This window comes from Mesorhizobium sp. P2_F5 (assembly GCF_056403715.1).
Genome location: NZ_JBFUEY010000004.1, coordinates 537,141 through 553,385 on the forward strand (window position 1 = coordinate 537,141; position 16,245 = coordinate 553,385).

The 16,245-nt window shown below is 63.2% G+C and carries 17 protein-coding genes and 1 pseudogene; 9 read left to right on the plus strand and 9 right to left on the minus strand.

The genetic code is table 11. The features are described 5' to 3' along the window. The first annotated feature begins 370 nt into the window (after nucleotides 1–370). Entirely contained in the window at nucleotides 371–868 is a 498-nt protein-coding gene (locus tag AC1DYO_RS09105; RefSeq protein WP_477262364.1) for a methyltransferase family protein, read from the plus strand. Between the two features lie 164 nt (nucleotides 869–1,032). Here AC1DYO_RS09105 and AC1DYO_RS09110 read toward each other — a convergent pair whose 3' ends face one another. Continuing rightward, nucleotides 1,033–1,929 carry a LysR family transcriptional regulator gene (locus AC1DYO_RS09110; protein WP_477262366.1) on the minus strand — a complete coding sequence of 299 codons (897 nt, stop codon included), beginning with the start codon at nucleotides 1,927–1,929 and terminating at the stop codon, nucleotides 1,033–1,035. A 79-nt stretch (nucleotides 1,930–2,008) separates the two neighbouring features. Further along, nucleotides 2,009–2,983, minus strand: a complete 975-nt coding sequence (gene trxB, locus AC1DYO_RS09115) for a thioredoxin-disulfide reductase (protein ID WP_477262368.1) — start codon at nucleotides 2,981–2,983, stop codon at nucleotides 2,009–2,011. 256 nt (nucleotides 2,984–3,239) lie between these two features. Here trxB and AC1DYO_RS09120 point away from each other — a divergent pair, with 256 nt between their 5' ends. Then, the gene (locus AC1DYO_RS09120; protein WP_454585545.1) at nucleotides 3,240–3,710 is read left to right on the plus strand and encodes an Lrp/AsnC family transcriptional regulator; all 471 of its coding nucleotides are present in this window, start codon (nucleotides 3,240–3,242) and stop codon (nucleotides 3,708–3,710) included. Here AC1DYO_RS09120 and AC1DYO_RS09125 read toward each other — a convergent pair. From AC1DYO_RS09125 to AC1DYO_RS09140, 4 genes are all read right to left on the minus strand, one after another. Continuing rightward, the gene (locus AC1DYO_RS09125; RefSeq protein WP_477262370.1) at nucleotides 3,707–4,363 is read right to left on the minus strand and encodes a D-glycero-alpha-D-manno-heptose-1,7-bisphosphate 7-phosphatase; all 657 of its coding nucleotides are present in this window, start codon (nucleotides 4,361–4,363) and stop codon (nucleotides 3,707–3,709) included. The two genes, AC1DYO_RS09120 and AC1DYO_RS09125, sit on opposite strands and share 4 nt — an antisense overlap. Further along, a complete protein-coding gene (locus tag AC1DYO_RS09130) occupies nucleotides 4,356–4,928 on the minus strand; it encodes a D-sedoheptulose-7-phosphate isomerase (protein ID WP_477262372.1) in 573 nt (190 codons plus the stop codon). Before AC1DYO_RS09130 ends, AC1DYO_RS09125 begins: the two co-directional genes overlap by 8 nt. An 8-nt stretch (nucleotides 4,929–4,936) precedes the next feature. Further along, complete coding sequence (gene rfaE1, locus AC1DYO_RS09135; protein WP_477262374.1) at nucleotides 4,937–6,430, minus strand: D-glycero-beta-D-manno-heptose-7-phosphate kinase; 1,494 nt, start codon at nucleotides 6,428–6,430, stop codon at nucleotides 4,937–4,939. A 124-nt stretch (nucleotides 6,431–6,554) separates the two neighbouring features. Then, nucleotides 6,555–7,187, minus strand: a complete 633-nt coding sequence (locus AC1DYO_RS09140; RefSeq protein ID WP_477262376.1) for a LysE family translocator — start codon at nucleotides 7,185–7,187, stop codon at nucleotides 6,555–6,557. 134 nt (nucleotides 7,188–7,321) lie between these two features. On the opposite strand from AC1DYO_RS09140, the gene rfaD reads away from it, so the two are divergent. Genes rfaD through waaC form a run of 3 tightly spaced genes read left to right on the plus strand, consistent with a single transcriptional unit; the run spans nucleotide 7,322 to nucleotide 10,247 of the window. After that, on the plus strand, nucleotides 7,322–8,290 hold the full coding sequence (gene rfaD / locus AC1DYO_RS09145; RefSeq protein WP_477262378.1) for an ADP-glyceromanno-heptose 6-epimerase: 969 nt from the start codon (nucleotides 7,322–7,324) through the stop codon (nucleotides 8,288–8,290). Continuing rightward, nucleotides 8,263–9,270, plus strand: a complete 1,008-nt coding sequence (waaF, locus tag AC1DYO_RS09150) for a lipopolysaccharide heptosyltransferase II (protein WP_477262379.1) — start codon at nucleotides 8,263–8,265, stop codon at nucleotides 9,268–9,270. Before rfaD ends, waaF begins: the two co-directional genes overlap by 28 nt. Continuing rightward, on the plus strand, nucleotides 9,267–10,247 hold the full coding sequence (gene waaC, locus AC1DYO_RS09155) for a lipopolysaccharide heptosyltransferase I (protein ID WP_477262381.1): 981 nt from the start codon (nucleotides 9,267–9,269) through the stop codon (nucleotides 10,245–10,247). Before waaF ends, waaC begins: the two co-directional genes overlap by 4 nt. Nucleotides 10,248–10,482: 235 nt before the next feature. On the opposite strand, the gene greA is transcribed toward waaC, so the two are convergent. Both greA and AC1DYO_RS09165 read right to left on the minus strand, forming a co-directional pair. After that, nucleotides 10,483–10,956 (minus strand): transcription elongation factor GreA, encoded by a 474-nt coding sequence (gene greA, locus AC1DYO_RS09160; RefSeq protein WP_181058741.1) that lies wholly within the window; start codon nucleotides 10,954–10,956, stop codon nucleotides 10,483–10,485. A gap of 286 nt (nucleotides 10,957–11,242) precedes the next feature. After that, nucleotides 11,243–11,779 carry a tetratricopeptide repeat protein gene (locus tag AC1DYO_RS09165; protein ID WP_477262383.1) on the minus strand — a complete coding sequence of 179 codons (537 nt, stop codon included), beginning with the start codon at nucleotides 11,777–11,779 and terminating at the stop codon, nucleotides 11,243–11,245. Between the two features lie 220 nt (nucleotides 11,780–11,999). Between AC1DYO_RS09165 and AC1DYO_RS09170 the strand changes: the two genes are divergently transcribed. The 3 genes from AC1DYO_RS09170 (at nucleotide 12,000) to AC1DYO_RS09180 (ending at nucleotide 14,589) form a co-directional block, all read left to right on the plus strand. Then, a complete protein-coding gene (locus AC1DYO_RS09170) occupies nucleotides 12,000–12,425 on the plus strand; it encodes a DUF3775 domain-containing protein (RefSeq protein WP_477262385.1) in 426 nt (141 codons plus the stop codon). 115 nt (nucleotides 12,426–12,540) lie between these two features. Continuing rightward, nucleotides 12,541–13,674 (plus strand): extensin-like domain-containing protein, encoded by a 1,134-nt coding sequence (locus AC1DYO_RS09175; RefSeq protein ID WP_477262473.1) that lies wholly within the window; start codon nucleotides 12,541–12,543, stop codon nucleotides 13,672–13,674. 114 nt (nucleotides 13,675–13,788) lie between these two features. After that, nucleotides 13,789–14,589, plus strand: a complete 801-nt coding sequence (locus AC1DYO_RS09180; protein WP_477262387.1) for an extensin-like domain-containing protein — start codon at nucleotides 13,789–13,791, stop codon at nucleotides 14,587–14,589. Nucleotides 14,590–14,595: 6 nt separating this feature from the next. On the opposite strand, the pseudogene AC1DYO_RS09185 reads toward AC1DYO_RS09180, so the two are convergent. Beyond that, a pseudogene (locus tag AC1DYO_RS09185) lies at nucleotides 14,596–15,313 on the minus strand (gamma-glutamylcyclotransferase). A 113-nt stretch (nucleotides 15,314–15,426) separates the two neighbouring features. Here AC1DYO_RS09185 and AC1DYO_RS09190 point away from each other — a divergent pair. After that, complete coding sequence (locus AC1DYO_RS09190; RefSeq protein WP_477262389.1) at nucleotides 15,427–16,134, plus strand: LssY C-terminal domain-containing protein; 708 nt, start codon at nucleotides 15,427–15,429, stop codon at nucleotides 16,132–16,134. Nucleotides 16,135–16,245 lie beyond the last annotated feature (111 nt).

A 16,245-nucleotide genomic window follows, 5' to 3' on the forward strand; every position in this document is an offset into this window, starting at 1 on the left:
TTGATTGGAAGTGCCTGTTAAGGCTAACCTCCAGAGGGGAACACTCGAGGGCGCTAATGGGAGGAGAACGCGCCCAGGAGATGATCTATATATGTGCTCATCATGCCCAAGAAACAAGCATCTATTTTGCAACACACGCATGCAAAAAGGCATAGGCTGTGGTCTAACCCATCTTAGAGCCCGATAGGACCAGAAAAAACCTTCAAACGGCCTGTGCGGCCAGCCCATTGCTGTCACAGAACCGTAACCGGACCCGATTTTTGCGCCGAAGCGCAAAAATGCCAAATGACACGGAAACAGGCAGGGCGCGTTTATTTTTGCGGCACCGGCCAGAATCGGAAAGCCAGGCCGCTGGCAAGGGAGACCTGAAATGCGGACACCCCAGGCGATCGCCGGCAGCGCGGTCTTCTTCATCGTGGCACCTTGCGTCGTCGCCGGTGTGGTGCCCTGGCTGCTGACCGACCACTACCATGTGCCGCTATCGACTGTGCCGGGCTTCGTTCCGCTCGGCTGGCTTCTGATCGTCGCTGCCATCGCCCTGCTCGTTCATTCCTTCGCCCGCTTTGCGCTGGAAGGCCTCGGCACGCCGGCGCCTGTCGCGCCCACAGAGAGACTGGTGATCGGCGGCATCTACCGCCATGTCCGCAACCCGATGTATGTCGCCGTGCTGTCGATCATCCTCGGCCAGGCGCTGCTGTTTTCGAGCTGGAGCGTCGTCGCCTATGCCGCCATCGGCGCGGTCGTCATGAGCTCCTTCGTCAAGTTCTATGAGGAGCCGACATTGGCCAGTCGCTATGGCGCCGAATACGAGACCTACCGCCGCAACGTTCCCGGCTGGTTGCCGCGGCTGACGCCGTGGCGCGGATAAGCCGAAGAACAAGTAGTGCCGCAGGGCATGTTGAGATTCAGGTCAGGCTGAGTCGAGAATGGTGGCATCCGAGAACCGGAGCGGAGCGTACTCAAGTACGTGAGCACCGGAAGCGCAGGAAGCCATCATTCACAGGCCGGCCTCACCTGAATATCGACATGCCCTTAAAACGACCAGCTACGGGCCTTGGCGATGATGAAATCGCGAAACACGTGCAGCTTGGCCTGGTTCTTCATCGCGTCGGGATAGGCGAAATAGGTGTCGAAGGACGGCACCTCGGTCTCTGGCAGCAGCTGCACCAGATCCGACTCCTTGGAGATCACATAATCGGGCAGCATGGCGATGCCGGCGCCGCCCTGCACGGCGCGCTTGATCGACAATATGTCGTTGATCTGCAGCGTCGGCACCCTTTGCCCGCCTTCGAAATCGCCGATCGTTTCCAGCCAGTTCAGTTCCGACAGATGCGACGGCACCGGCACGCCGAAGGTGACGATGCGATGGTTCTTCAGATCGGCGACCGAGGTTGGCTTGCCGTGCTTGCCGACATAGGACGGCGAGGCATAGAGGTGGAAATGCACGGTGAACAGGCGGCGCTGGATGAGATCCGGCTGCTGCGGCTGGCGCAGCCTGATCGCGCAATCGGCCTGGCGCATGGTGAGGTCGAGTTCCTCGTTGGCGAGGATCAGCTGCAGGCTGATTTCCGGATAGAGCTCGATGAATTCCTGCACCCGCTCGGTCAGCCAGCCGGCGCCGAGCCCGACTGTCGTCGTCACCCTGAGCACGCCGGACGGCCGGTCCTTGGCCTCGGTCAGCCGCGACTTGATGGTCTCAAGCTTCATCAGCACGTCATGCGCCGTGCGGAACAGCATCTCGCCCTGCTCGGTCAGCACCAGGCCGCGCGCATGGCGATTGAACAGCGGCACGCCGACATCATGTTCGAGCGCGCTGACCTGGCGCGAAATCGCCGATTGCGACAGATGCAATGTCTCGGCGGCATGGGTGAACGACCCAGCCTCCGCCGCAGCGTGAAACACGCGAAGCTTGTCCCAGTCCAACGCCATTGAGTTCCCCTCGTTCTGTTTTTGGCGTCTGAATGAAAAATCAGGCTTTTGAACGGCTTGCTCTGCCGTCTTGATAGATTTATTCCGCCGCTTCGCGGTGCACCTCGATGCCGGCCAGGTACTTTTCCGCCTCGAGCGCGGCCATGCAGCCAAGCCCCGCGGCAGTCACCGCCTGACGGTAGATGTCGTCGGTGACGTCGCCGGCGGCGAACACGCCGGGCACGTCGGTGCGGGTCGAATTCGGCGCCGTCCACAGATAGCCGTTCGGCTTCTGCTTCAGCTTGCCGACAAACAGCTCCACCGCAGGCGCGTGGCCGATCGCCACGAACACGCCGTCGACCTTGAGATGGCTGATCTCGCCGTTCACCGCGTTCCTCAGCTTCAGCCCTTCGACCGAAGGCGGCAGCGGCGTCTTGCCGGGCCGGCCGGTAATCTCGTCGACGATCGTGTCCCAGATGACGCGGACATTATCCTTCTTCAGCAGCCGCTCACGCAGGATGCGCTCGGCGCGGAAATCGTTGCGCCGGTGGATGACGGTGACGCTCTTCGCCAGATTGGAGAGGTAGAGTGCCTCCTCCACGGCCGAATTGCCGCCGCCGATCACCGCGACATCCTTGCCGCGGTAGAAGAAGCCGTCGCAGGTGGCACAGGCCGACACGCCGAACCCCATGAAGGTCTGTTCGGTCGGGATGCCCAACCATTTCGCCTGCGCGCCCGTGGCGATGATCAGCGCGTCGGCGGAATAGGTGGTGCCGGAATCGCCCTTGGCGCGGAACGGCCGCACGTTGAGATCGACCTCGGTGATGATGTCGTTGATGATGTCGGTGCCGACATGCTCGGCCTGCTTCAGCATCTGCTCCATCAGCCACGGCCCCTGGATCGGATCGGCAAAGCCCGGATAGTTTTCGACATCGGTAGTGATCATCAACTGGCCGCCCTGCTGCAGGCCGGCGACGAGCATCGGCTTCAGCATGGCGCGCGCGGCATAGACCGCCGCCGTATAGCCGGCGGGGCCGGAACCGATGATGAGAACAGGCGCGTGCTTGGTGGTCATCTAAAGCCTCTGTGGGGCAGACAATCGAGTGTGCCTTGGAAAAAGACGTGAAATGTCGCCGGTAATGTAAGGGTTGCCAACCACGCCAGCAAGACGAACAGGCCGTCGTCCCCGGAAAGCTTCGACCCACAGGCTTATTCGCGCAATCGCCGCTTTCGTTACCGCCCTAAAATCGCCTGACCAAGGGCTGGCATCGCCACAAAAGTCGTTTAATGACGAGATCGCGAAAGATTCTTGCGCTTAAGCTGAGACAGCCATGCCCCTGAAAGCCGACCTCGACGCCATCGACTGGAAGATTCTGCGCGAGCTTCAGGCCGACGGGCGCATGACCAATGTCGAACTGTCGAGCCGTGTCGGCATTTCCGCGCCGCCCTGCCTGCGCCGTGTCCGGCGGCTGGAGGAAACCGGCATTATCCGTGGCTATCGCGCCTTGCTCAATGCGCCGGCGCTCGGCATGGATGTCGTCGCCTTCTGCCTGATCGGCCTGCACCACCAGGCCGATGCCGAGCTCAAAACCTTCGCCGAGCGCACGCGCGGCTGGCCGATCGTGCGCGACGCCTGGATGGTGTCGGGCGAATCCGACTTTCTGCTGCATTGCGTGGCGAGCGATCTCGGCACCTTCCAGACCTTCGTCATCGAGCAACTGGCCTCGGCGCCCAATGTCGACACCGTGCGCACCGCGCTCACCATCCGGCGCGTCAAGGATGAAGGGCTGGTGGCGTTCTAAGCCACGCCCAACCCTGCGATTACGTCGCACAGTCTGCGGTGATCATTGCCCGTCATCAGCTTACGCGTCGTGAAACTGCCGTCCGGGGCCTCTTTGTTGAACCTGCCGCCGACCAGCCAGCCTTCTAACAGCCCACCTCTTCGACCGGCTTCCATGTCGTCAGCCTTGTCGCCAACGATGATCGATCGACCGACGTCCACGCCCAGCAGATCACGAGCACGCAAAAGCATGCCTGGATTGGGCTTGCGCATCGGATGATCGCCTATCGCCAGTTCACCCGTGCCGCTCGAATGGTAGGCACAGGCAAGCACCATATCGATACGGCATTGCTCGGCTTCCAGAAGTGCCAGCAGCCGGGTATTCACGGCGGCGAATTCAGGCCAACCGAAGTAGCCGCGCGCAATGCCCGACTGGTTGGACACTATGATCGCAGGAAGGCCGACGATATTGGCGGTTCGGATTACTGGCAGCATTTCCGGCCGCAGGACGATGTCAGCGGGATCGTCGGGATAGCCGGTATCGACATTGATGGTGCCATCACGGTCGAGGAACAGCGCCGGTGTCCCGGCTGGAAACACGCGCGAACCGACCCGCTCGACCCACAGGCCGGGCTCAGCCAGCGGGTATGGACCGGAGGCGCCGGTGTCAGCCATCGCTGAGACGCGCTTCGACCACTTCGCAGAGATAATGGTAGAGGCAAAGATGACCCTGCTGGATGATCGGCGTCGAGGTCGAGGGTACGTTGAGCAGGATGTCGGTGAGCGGCTTGAGCTTGCCGCCGGTGTCGCCGGTCAGGCTGACCACCGTCATGCCCATCATCCGCGCCTGCTCGGCGGCGGCAAGGATGCTCGGCGAATTGCCGCTGGTCGAAATGGCGAGCAGCACGCCGCCGGCCGCGCCATGCGCCTCGACCTGGCGTGAAAACACCGTGTCGAAGCCGTAATCATTGCCCCAGGCGGTCAGCACCGCTGCATTGGCCGGCAGCGCGATGACATTGTAGGCCTTGCGCTCTTTGAGGAAGCGGCCGACCAGTTCGCCAGCGATGTGAATGGCGTCGCTGGCCGAACCGCCATTGCCGCAGACCAGCAGCGCCTTGCCCGACGAAAGCGCGGCGACGACGGCAGATACCGCGCGTTCCATCTCGCCGGTCAGGTCACGCTCGACCATGGCGTTGACGGCAGCCGCCGAGCGGACCAGGTAATCGTTCAGTCCGGACATGAAATCCCTCAGTTGGTGGCGCCACCGGCGCGCAATTTGCCGATCGTGCCGGTGGTGCTCTTGCCGGCGACGAGATCGACCAGCACGACACGTCCGCCGGCCTTTTGCACCACATCGGCGCCGACCACGGTCTCGACGGTGTAGTCGGCGCCCTTGACCAATATGTCGGGCAGCAACGCCTCGATCAGCGCCAGCGGCGTGTCTTCTTCGAACACCACTACGGCGTCGACGGAAGCCAGGGCCGCGAGCACGCAGGCGCGGTCATGCTGATCGTTGACCGGGCGGCCCGGTCCCTTCAGCCTGCGCACCGAGGCATCGCTGTTGAGGCCAAGCACCAGCCGGTCGCACTGGCTGCGCGCCGCGTGCAGCAGGCTGACATGGCCGGCATGCAATATGTCGAAGCAGCCATTGGTGAAGCCGACGCTGAGGCCCTCGTCCTTCCACGCCGCCACCATGCGCGCGGCCGATGCGGCATCGAGGATGGCGTCCTTGTGCGCGGTCGGGCCATGCGAGCGGAACAGGGCGCCGGTGAGTTCCTCGACCGTCAGCCGTGCCGTGCCGCGTTTGCCCACCACCACGCCGCCCGCGGCATTGGCGATGGAGGCGGCCATGACGCGATCGGCGCCCGCGGCCAGAGCCAGCGCGAAGCTCGCGATCACCGTGTCGCCGGCACCCGACACGTCGAACACTTCGCGCGCCTGGGTGGCGATGTGGCGCGCCTCATCCGCGCCGACGACGCTCATCCCTTTTTCGCTGCGCGTGGCGACGACAAAGTCGAAGCCATGGGCCGAGATCAGCTGGCGTGCGGCCACCACAATCTCATCATCGGCAAAAACCGGATGACCGACCGCTTCGCCAAGTTCCTTGCGGTTGGGTGTGATGGCGGTCGCGCCGGCATAGCGGGCATAGTCGCGCCCTTTGGGGTCGACCAGCACCGGCTTTCCCGCCTCGCGGCAGATGGCGATCAGTTCGGCGGCGACGCCGTCGAGCAAAATGCCTTTGCCATAGTCGGACAGGATGACGATGTCGGCGCGAGAGAGTGCGTCGCGGAAATGCCGGACCAGGCCGGCCCGCTCTGCTTCGTCGAGCGGCTTGATCTCTTCCTCGTCGAAGCGCAGCACCTGCTGGTTGAGCGCGCTGAAGCGGCTCTTCGACGACGTCACGCGGTCCCGCGCCTGCGGCAGGCCAGCTGTATCGGCACCAAGCTCACCAAGCATGCGCACCAGACTGTCGCCGGCCACATCGGTGCCGATCACCGAGACCGGAATGGCCTTGGCGCCAAGCGAAACGATGTTGGCGACGACATTGCCGGCGCCGCCCATCGTCGAAGTCTCGCCACGACCGTGCAGCACCGGGATCGGCGCTTCCGGCGAGATGCGTTCGATGACGCCGTTGACGAAACGGTCGAGGATGAAGTCACCGACCACCAGCACGGCAACGTCGCCAAAGCGGGCAATGGCGCGGTGCAGCGGTTCGGGAGAAGGCGGATTGTGCTTGATCATGTCACTGGCAATGCGAGGGAAAGGCCGATCTCAATCACGCTGAAAATTGTCAATTTACGGGCCGGATCATTCATGGCGAAGCCGATATACCGCAAATCCACGCAGCGCAACGTCAGGACGGCCGTCAGCTCTTCTGCAGCGCAACGTGGACGCCCAGTCCGACCAGCACCGCGCCGCCGGCCCGCTGCATCAGGCGCTGCGCGCGGCTGGAACGCTTGAGCCGACCGATGACCGCACCGGCCAGGAACACGCAGACGATATCGGCGGAAGAAAACATCAGATTGACGATCGTGCCCAGCACAACGAACTGCAGCCAGACCGGCAACCCCGCCGAGGCATCGATGAACTGCGGCAGGAACGCCATGAAGAAGATCGCCGTCTTCGGATTGAGCACTTCGACCGTGATGCTCTCGAAAAAGGCGCGGCGGGCCGACTTGCGCTCGATGACGGGCAGCGCCGCGTCGCCCTCTCCGCGCTTGCGAAACAGGGAAACGCCAAGCCAGATCAGATAGAGCGCGCCGATGAGTTTGACCGCCATATAGAGCGGCGGCACGGCGTGGAACAGCACCGACAGGCCGGCGGCAGCGGCGAAGACATGGAAATAGCCGCCAAGATGGATGCCAAGCGCCGCCGTCAGCCCCGACCAGCGCCCGCGCGCCATGGTCTGCGCGGCGGCATAGAGCATCGCCGGACCCGGAATGTAGGCAAAGATCGCCGTGGTGGCGAAAAACGCGATGAGCAGTTCGGTCGACGGCATTTTTGTCCCTCATTATGCGGGCTTCGACTGAGGCGGGAGCCTTGCAGCCCCACAGTGGCGTATGCGCCTGCTTTGTCGACAGTCCGGTTGGCCTCCCTTATAAGGTCCGGAATCGCTAGCAACCAGAGGCCTTCATGATCATCGTCACGGGCGGCGCCGGCATGATCGGCTCCAACATCGTCGCCGCACTCAATGCCGAAGGTCATGACGACATCCTCGTCGTCGACGACCTGACCGATGGCCACAAGATCGCCAACCTGGCCGATTTGCAGATAGCAGACTATCTCGACAAGGACGAGTTCCTGCCGCGCATGGAAGCCGGCGACCTCGGCCGCGTCGAGGCCGTCTTCCACCAGGGCGCCTGCTCGACCACCACCGAGTGGAACGGCAAGTTCATGATGGACGTGAACTACGCCTATTCGAAACGGCTGCTACATGCTTGCCTGTCGCTGCGCATACCGTTCCTCTATGCCTCTTCGGCGTCCGTCTATGGCGGCGGCTCGGAGTTTCGCGAGGATCCCGCGCTCGAGCGGCCGCTCAACGTCTATGCCTATTCGAAGAAACTGTTCGACGACTATGTCAGGCGGACCGTCTTCGACCCAAATCATTCGCTAAAAAATGGCCATTCGCAGGTTGCGGGCCTGCGCTATTTCAACGTCTATGGGCCGCGCGAGGCGCATAAGGGCGCCATGGCCTCGGTCGCCTTCCACCTGTTCAACCAGGTCGGGCGCGGCGAGAACCCGAAACTGTTCGGCGCCTATGACGGTTTTGGCCCCGGCGAACAAAGCCGCGACTTCATTCATGTCGGCGACGTCGCCGACGTCAATCTGTGGCTGTGGAAGCGAGGCGCAAGCGGCATCTTCAACTGCGGCACCGGCCGCGCCCAACCGTTTCGCGCCATCGCCGAAACCGTCATCGACACGCTAGGCCAAGGCGAGATCGAGTTCATTGAATTCCCCGACCATCTCAAGGGCAGCTACCAGAGTTTTACCCAGGCTGATATGTCCCGCTTGCGCGCAGCCGGCTATAATGGGCAATTCCGCAGCGTGGAAACCGGCGTCAGAGACTATGTCGAATGGCTGAAAGCCCAACGATCCTCGTGATCGGCCCACGCTGGGTGGGCGACATGGTCATGGCGCAGTGCCTGTTCTCGGCGCTGAAGGAACGCCATCCCAATGCCGCCATCGACGTGCTGGCCCCGGCCTGGGCCGCACCCTTGGTCAAGCGTATGCCTGAACTGCGCCAGCAGATCGATTTCCCGCTGAAACCCGGCGCGCTCGAATTCACCATTCGCCGCCGCTTCGGCCGCCTGCTGCGCGGCCGCTACGACATGGCGTATGTCCTGCCGGGAAGCTGGAAATCGGCGCTGATCCCGTTCTTTGCCCGCATTCCGCGCCGCTTCGGCAACCTCCGCGAAATGCGCTATGGGCTGCTGACCGACATCGTGCCGTTGCCCGAAAGCGTCAAGCGGCGCACCGCGCAGGCCTATTTCGGCCTTGCCCAGGGCGGACATTTCCGGCCGCCGCGGCTGACCGTCGATGCGAGCAATCAGGGCGAGCTTCTTGCGCGCTTCGGGCTGCAGCCGGGAAAATTCGTCGCCATGATGCCCGGCGCCGAATTCGGCCCAGCCAAGCGCTGGCCGGGCGAAAGCTATGCCGGCCTCGCCCGCGAGATGATGGCGAAAGGCTTTCGGGTCGCGCTGTTCGGCTCGAAGAACGACCGCGACGTCACCGCCGAGATCGCAGCCCTCGCACCCGGCGTCTTCGATCTCGCAGGGAAAACGCGGCTGGAGGACGCCATCGACCTGATCGCCGCAGCGCGGCTGGCGGTGTCCAACGACAGCGGGCTGATGCATGTCGCGGCCGCCGTCGGCACGCCGATCGTTGCCGTCTACGGCTCGACCTCGCCGGAAAACACGCCGCCGCTCGCCGAGCAGCGCGAGCTGATCTGGTTGCATCTGTCCTGCTCGCCCTGCCATCAGAAGGTCTGCCCACTCGGTCATCTCAACTGCCTGAAGACGCTGGATGTCGCGAAGGTTGCGGCGGCGGCGGACCGTTTGCTGGAACTCCCGGCCGTCGCATGAAGGTGCTGATCGTCAAGACATCGTCGATGGGCGACGTTATTCACACCTTCCCCGCTGTCGAGGATGCGCGCCGCAAGCGCCCTGATATCTCCTTCGACTGGTGCGTTGAAGAGGCCTTTGCCGGCATCGTCGCGCTGCATCCGACGATCCGAACCATCCACAAGGTGGCGATCCGGCGCTGGCGCAAGCAACTTTTCGACAGCGCTACATGGCGCGAGATGGCCGGCCTGCGCCGGAAACTGCACGCTGGCCAGTACGATCTGGTCATCGATGCGCAAGGGTTGTTGAAGTCGGCCTTTGTCGCCATCCAGGCTGGCGCGCCGGTTGCCGGTTTCGACCGCGCCAGCGCGCGGGAGGCCTCAGCAACGTTGTTTTACCAGCGCAAATACGCCGTGTCGCGCGACCTGCACGCCATTGAGCGCACACGGAGGCTGTTCGGGCTGGCGCTCGGCTACGAGCCCGATCTATCGACGCTGGTATCGGGGATTGTGCCGCCTCCGGGTGGCCTGGCCGGCATCGACGGCAAAATGGCCGTCCTGCTGCACGGCACCAGCCGCGAGGATAAGAAATGGCCGGCCGAAGACTGGATCGAAACCGCCCGCCTGCTGGTTGATAGCGGATTGACGCCGATCACCACCTGGTCGAACGAGCGCGAGAAGGCCGTGGCCGAGGCGATCGCAAAAGCCGTGCCGTCTGGAATCGTAGTGCCGAAATCACCACTGGCTGAAATCGCCACCATCCTCGGCCGCTCGACGCTGGTCATCGGCGCCGACACCGGCCTGACCCACCTCGCCGCCGCCTTCGGCCTGCCGACGGTCGCAGTGTTCCTGGCGACGGAGCCGGGTTTGACCGGCCCACGCGGAGCGTATGCGTCAACGTTGATGGCGGCGGCTGGTGGGCGAGTGGCACCTGCTGAGGTCGTAGCCGAGGCGGAAAGGCTGCTGAAGCTCTGTCAGGTCAATGCCGACAAGGCCTGATTTAGTTATTTCGATCAGTCAGCGCTGCCCCTCATTGCCCTGCCGGGCATTTCTCCCCGTGAACGGGGAGAAAGAGGCTGGCCGCAACGCTGGCGCCGTCCTTGCAACGTCGAAAACGGGCGAAACCATCGATGATTGCGTCCTTCTCCCCGTTCACGGGGAGAAGATGGCGGCAGCCAGATGAGGGGCGGCGCCAACCTCAGCTCAAAAAGCGCAGGTCAGGCGTGAACTTCCCCTAAATAAATTGCACCTGGACGATCTCGTAGCCCCTGGCGCCGCCGGGCGCGTTGACCTCGATGGCGTCACCGACTTCCTTGCCGATGAGCGCGCGCGCGATCGGCGACGAGATCGAGATACGGCCCGATTTCACGTCCGCTTCTTGGTCGCCGACGATCTGGTAGGTCTTCTTTTCCTCGGTGTCCTCGTCGACCAGCACGACGGTGGCGCCGAACTTGACCTTGTCGCCGCTGAGCTTGGTGACATCGATCACCTCGGCGCGCGCGATATAGTCTTCGAGCTCGTTGACGCGGCCCTCATTGAGGCTCTGCGACTCCTTGGCGGCATGATATTCGGCATTTTCGGACAGGTCGCCATGCGAGCGCGCTTCGGAGATCGCCTCGATGATGCGCGGCCGCTCTTCCTGCTGGCGCCAACGCAGTTCTTCCTTCAATGACGCGAACCCCTCGCCTGTCATCGGGACCTTGTTCATGATGCCTGACCTTTCCTGCCGCCACCCCCGCGTTTCGGGGAAAGCCTTGTCGATGGGTACAAAAAGAAAACGGGTCCGGCAGCCTCGGGCTAACGGAACCGTTTCACCGCAATTTCCCCCAATATAGCGATCTTCGCGCGCTTTTCACGCTGAAAAAGCGGGCTTTTGAAAAATCATGAGCTGATTGTGCAGTTGCCGTTACGGCACGCGCGCTGTGTTGCGGCTGCGACAACGAAAAACCGGCTGCGATTGCTCGCAGCCGGCCCAAGAAGCCGTTGGGGTGGGGTCAGCTTCTCATGAAATGGTAGATCTGTTCGGCCAGCATGCCATATTCGCGCGAGCCTTTGCCGGTGCGCTTCTCGATTTCGGCAAGCTGCTCCTGGGCGCCGGCCAGGTCGCCGATCTGCAGATGCGCCTCACCGAGATATTCGCGCACCAGCGTGTAATCGGGATTGATGCGCAGCGCTTCCTCGTAATAGCCGAGGCCGACGGTGACGCGGCCGGAATGGCGGTGCGAATAGCCGAGATAGTTGAGGATGCGCGGATCCTGCTTGTTCTCGGCCAGGCTGAGCACGGCGATCGCCTCGTCATAGCGCCCGTCCATCGCCAGATCGTGGCCGGCCTCGTAGATGTTGTTGTCGTCGAGCATGCCGTATTTCGGCGTGACGCACTTCTTAAGCTTCTTGTCCCAGACCTCGCCCTTCTTGCATTGCGTGGTCTGGCCACCACCGCCGCCGCCGCCTTCACCCGCGGTGAATGCAGGCGCAGCAAACAGCGGCAGGGCGGCAACAGCTAGAACTTGAATCAGCAAACGTCTGCGCATCGAAGCCTCCTTGAGGGATAATGATGAAATGCTAACGCCGGGCGGACACCATTTCATCCCGGAAAAGCCGCCGCCGTCAAAACTATTTCCCAAAACCCTCTTCAAAAGTCAGGCGTGCGAGTCAAAATTCCGCCGGCGATGAGGCCAGCCGGCCGAAGGTGACGTGACGCGCGCTGCAAATCCGCTATCATCCGCGAAATGACCAGCGGAGTGCGCGAGAGTGCAACAGCGCCGTGAACGGGAATGGGAGCTATCGATCGGCCCGGACACCGTGCGCCTGTTCATTCTCAAGGCAAAGGGTCTGAGCGCTGCCGTCAACGAAGACTATGCCGACGGCGCCGAGCATGAGGTCGAGTTCGACGGCGACACGCACGACAACCACCACCATGACGGCCTTGCCGAGGAAAGTTCGGAAAACCTCAGCGAGGAAGAGCTGCGCGAACTGATCAACGACCTCAATGTCGACGAGGCGGCCGAGCTCATCGCGCTGGCCTGGGTCGGCCGCGGCGACTATGACGCGGCGGAATGGTCCGATGCGGTTGCCGCCGCGCGCGAGCGCGCCAACAAACGCACGGCAAAATATCTGCTCGGCATGCCGCTTCTGGCCGATTGGCTGGAGGAAGGGCTGGAGGCGATTGGCGCGTAACGCCGGGGTAACCGATCGTGATCGGGCGCATGCGCTTTTCCCGGCAACCTCCACAAGCCCGCGCCGTTTAGGGCCAATGGCGGCGCTTGTCTTTTCCAGAATGTGCAGGTTGGCGCTGGCCATGGTGGTGGCCGGATCGCTCGCGACTCCGGCCGACGCCAAGCATCGCCGGCATCATGCTCCGCTGGCCCCACGGGCGGAGCAGCCGCTTACACAGCGGGCCGACCAGCCGCTGAAGCCGCGCAGCAAGCACCGCCTGAAATCGCGCGGCAAGCGGCATAGCGCGCCGAACCAGGCAGAGCCGAAGATGCCGGATCCGCAGCCCTCAGCTGGCGATGTTCCGGTGCCCGAGGCGCGCCCCGCGAAGGCGCAGAAGACCGACGTTCCGATTGAAGAGCAAAAGACCGAAGGTCCCAAGACCAGCGGTGCGCCCAACCGGTCCAATGACAATCGGTTCAACGAAGAAAAGTCCCGCCAGAAAAAGCAGGCGCGGCCCGAACCGTCAGCCCCGGAGCCGTCAACCAATACGGAAAGTGAGCCTGAGCCGCCGGCAGTGGTGCCAGTTCCGACACAAAGGCCCGACGTCGCAAAGCCGGAGGTCGAGCCGCCGGTCGTCGCCCCGCAGCCGCCTGAAAAACCCGCGGATGCCGACGACAAGAAGATGCTGCCAGACCCCCGCTCGGCCGATTTGCCCGACGCAAAAATGCCGGCGGAGGAAGTTGCCTGTCGTGAGCGGCTGACAGCGCTTGGCGTCGAATTCGAGGAGCACAAGGCGGAAAGCAATCCCGACATCGGCTGCTCGATCCCTTATCCCCTGATGCTGAAGTCGCTTGGAAAATCCATCGCCATCGGCCCCGCGACCGAGCTCAACTGTCCGATGGCCGAAGCCGCCGCCCGCTTTGCCGCCAATGTCATCCAGCCGGCTGCGAAAGCCGAATTCGGCGCCGACCTGAAATCGATCAACCAGGCATCGGCCTTTGTCTGCCGGCCGCGCAATGGCACGCGCAAACTGTCGGAGCACGCGTTCGGCAACGCCCTCGACATCGCCAGTTTCACCCTGTCTGACGGCAGGAAGATCGAAGTCGGTCCAACGCCGCCTGAGAAGGACGCGAAATTCCTTAACGCCGTGCGCAAGGCCGCCTGCGGACCGTTCAAGACCGTGCTTGGACCTGGCGCCGACCCTGACCACGCCCTGCATTTCCACCTCGATCTCGAACCGCGTCGGCACGGCGGCACCTTCTGCCAGTAGGCTGGCAGGCTGACCCACGTGCCGCATTTCGGCCGCAGGCATGAACGCGAGCGCTGAGTTTTCCTTTACCCTTGATCGTTAAAATCCCACCGATCAGGGACAGGAATTCCGCCCATGGCCGGAATATTTCGCGCCGCCGCGATGGTCGCGCGCCAATCAAAACGCGCAGCGATGCTGGCCGCCGGTCTTGCGCTGGCCGCCGTTTCAGCCTGCAACACCGGCAGCGTGCTGTCGCTGCAGCCGGCCGTCGACGTCGGCTCGCAGACCGCGGCCGTGCCGCAGTATGAAGGCATGCAGAAGCTCGTCCCGTCCAACCCCTACATGACCGCAGCCTATCCGCGCATGGACGAGCCGATGTCCGAGCCCGAACAGATGCCAGCCAGCGAAACCGACTGCCGTGGCGAGTTGAGGCGACTCGGTGTCGTCTACTCCGACGTCCAGCCGATCCATGAGGGACAATGCGGCATCGACTGGCCGGTCAAGGTCTCGGCCATCGGCGGCATCCAGATGAAGCCGGCGGCGACATTGACCTGCGACATGGCCGCCAGCTTCGCCGCCTGGACGAAGAACGAGCTCGTTCCCTCTGCCCGCTGGCGCTATTTCTCGGGCGTCAAGACCATCCACCAGGGCTCGAGCTATTCCTGCCGCAACATCGCCGGCGAAGGTGTTTTGTCCGAGCACGGCAAGGGCAACGCGCTCGACGTCATGAGCATCGAGCTTAACAATGGCGACGACATCGACGTGCGCAAGCCCGGCCTGTTTGCCTTCCGCACCCGTGGCTTCCTCAACAATGTGCGCGCCGACGGCTGCCAGTATTTCACCACCGTGCTCGGCCCGGGCTACAATTACGATCACCGCAATCATTTCCATTTCGACATCAAGAACCGGAAGAGCGGCTACCGCGCCTGCCGCTAGGAAAGATCAGGCGCGCTGGGCGTCACCTGTGGAAGCGATGATGTGTCGTGCCACCAGATCCTGGATGCGCCAGAGATTCCGGTCGCGAATCCCGCTCTCCTCCAGTTTGCTGACGGTTCGGAATAGGTACTGCGCCGAGAAGCCCCAATGACCGGCAGCCTGCGCCAGTGTGTTGGCAACCTGCTCCAATGGCAACCGGCCGGCATAGGCCCTGCCGTCTGGCGCGGCGACGAAGGCCAAGGCACGCAGCGGCCCGTCCTTGGTCTTGACCTTGATCCAGCATGGCACATTGGTTGGCGGGTTGGCATCGATCTCGCGGCGCATCAACTGGCCAAGTTGCCCGAAATGGTCTTCCGCGGGCAGCCGATAGACGATGCCGTTGCAGCTTCCGCCTCGATCGAGGGCCAGCATCAAGGCCGGCAAATCGCGGGTTCCGCGCCAGCGGGTCAGCTTCAGGCAGAACGAGCGGTGCCATCCCGGCGCCGTGGCCGGGCTGCTCGACATGGGCGAATTCGGGGTTCCAGATCAACGACCCATAGGCAAAAACCCACAGCGCTTCAGGCCGATGTTCCGACAGGAGTTGCTCGACAAGACTATCGAACTCCGCGTCTGTATGCTCGGTTGTTCCGGGCTCGGGACCCGGATCCGGTTCGATACGCTCGACCCTTGCGACAAGGTCGGCGGTCAATGCCATCGGGCTGCGACCCACCAGCTTCCGCTCCATTCCTGCTCACCCCACGCAAAAACGATGGCCGACGATAGAACGGCTGCGCGCTGCTGACCATTGATTTCCAGGGTCCGTCAGGCAACAGATACCGCACGGATCGAGCCGCATTCATGAGCCAACGAAGCCTGCGACGACGCGCATTGACCTGGCTGGCGGCGCTCTGCGCGGCCTGGCTGGGGCTTGCCTATGTCGCCGCGCCGGAATTCTGGACGTTTCGCGACCGCGGCTTTCGCAAGCAGACCTTCGAGATGGTGACGCACACGCCGCAAGGTATTCCCGGCGATCCGATCAACGTCGGCCTTGTCGGCAGCGAAAAGGAGCTTGTGCATGCCTTCGCCGTGGCCGGCTGGGACACCGCCGATGGCGTGACGCTGAAGACCGCGATCGAAATCGGTGAAAGTGTGCTGTTCGATCATCCCTATCCCGACGCCCCGGTCAGCCGGTTGCTGTTCGAAGGCCGCGCCCAGGACCTCGCCTTTGAAAAACCGGTCGGCGGCAGCGCCGACCGGCGTCATCATGTCCGTTTCTGGCGCATCGACGCGACCGGCGACGATGGCCGCCCGCTATGGCTCGGCTCGGCCAGCTTCGACCGTGGCGTTGGGTTGAGCCACGAAACCGGGGCCATCACCCACCATATCGGACCCGACATCGACGCCGAGCGCGATCTCGTGATCCACGACCTGACTGCGGCCGGCATGGTGATCTCGGTGAGCGATATCCCCGGCATCGGCGCCACCAGGAGCGGACGCAATGGCGGCGGCGACCCCTATTTCACTGACGGCAAGGCCGTTGTCGGTGTGCTGCGGCAACTGCCGTAAGGCCGAAAAAACATCGAAAATGGCGGCAAGCTGTCCGATGCTTTCGTGCCGCCTTGTTACGGGCTGCCACTGTCATTTTTCAAAAATCAACGCGGACCATTTTCCAGCGGC

Excerpts from the sequence above, each read along its gene's own strand:
- AC1DYO_RS09130 (WP_477262372.1), bottom strand. The coding sequence starts at position 4,928 with ATGTCCGGACTGAACGATTACCTGGTCCGCTCGGCGGCTGCCGTCAAC.
- AC1DYO_RS09110 (WP_477262366.1), bottom strand. The coding sequence starts at position 1,929 with ATGGCGTTGGACTGGGACAAGCTTCGCGTGTTTCACGCTGCGGCGGAG.
- waaC (WP_477262381.1), top strand. The coding sequence starts at position 9,267 with ATGAAGGTGCTGATCGTCAAGACATCGTCGATGGGCGACGTTATTCAC.
- AC1DYO_RS09120 (WP_454585545.1), top strand. The coding sequence starts at position 3,240 with ATGCCCCTGAAAGCCGACCTCGACGCCATCGACTGGAAGATTCTGCGC.
- rfaE1 (WP_477262374.1), bottom strand. The coding sequence starts at position 6,430 with ATGATCAAGCACAATCCGCCTTCTCCCGAACCGCTGCACCGCGCCATT.
- rfaD (WP_477262378.1), top strand. The coding sequence starts at position 7,322 with ATGATCATCGTCACGGGCGGCGCCGGCATGATCGGCTCCAACATCGTC.
- waaF (WP_477262379.1), top strand. The coding sequence starts at position 8,263 with ATGGCTGAAAGCCCAACGATCCTCGTGATCGGCCCACGCTGGGTGGGC.
- greA (WP_181058741.1), bottom strand. The coding sequence starts at position 10,956 with ATGAACAAGGTCCCGATGACAGGCGAGGGGTTCGCGTCATTGAAGGAA.
- AC1DYO_RS09105 (WP_477262364.1), top strand. The coding sequence starts at position 371 with ATGCGGACACCCCAGGCGATCGCCGGCAGCGCGGTCTTCTTCATCGTG.
- AC1DYO_RS09180 (WP_477262387.1), top strand. The coding sequence starts at position 13,789 with ATGGCCGGAATATTTCGCGCCGCCGCGATGGTCGCGCGCCAATCAAAA.
- AC1DYO_RS09190 (WP_477262389.1), top strand. The coding sequence starts at position 15,427 with ATGAGCCAACGAAGCCTGCGACGACGCGCATTGACCTGGCTGGCGGCG.
- trxB (WP_477262368.1), bottom strand. The coding sequence starts at position 2,983 with ATGACCACCAAGCACGCGCCTGTTCTCATCATCGGTTCCGGCCCCGCC.
- AC1DYO_RS09125 (WP_477262370.1), bottom strand. The coding sequence starts at position 4,363 with ATGGCTGACACCGGCGCCTCCGGTCCATACCCGCTGGCTGAGCCCGGC.
- AC1DYO_RS09165 (WP_477262383.1), bottom strand. The coding sequence starts at position 11,779 with ATGCGCAGACGTTTGCTGATTCAAGTTCTAGCTGTTGCCGCCCTGCCG.
- AC1DYO_RS09140 (WP_477262376.1), bottom strand. The coding sequence starts at position 7,187 with ATGCCGTCGACCGAACTGCTCATCGCGTTTTTCGCCACCACGGCGATC.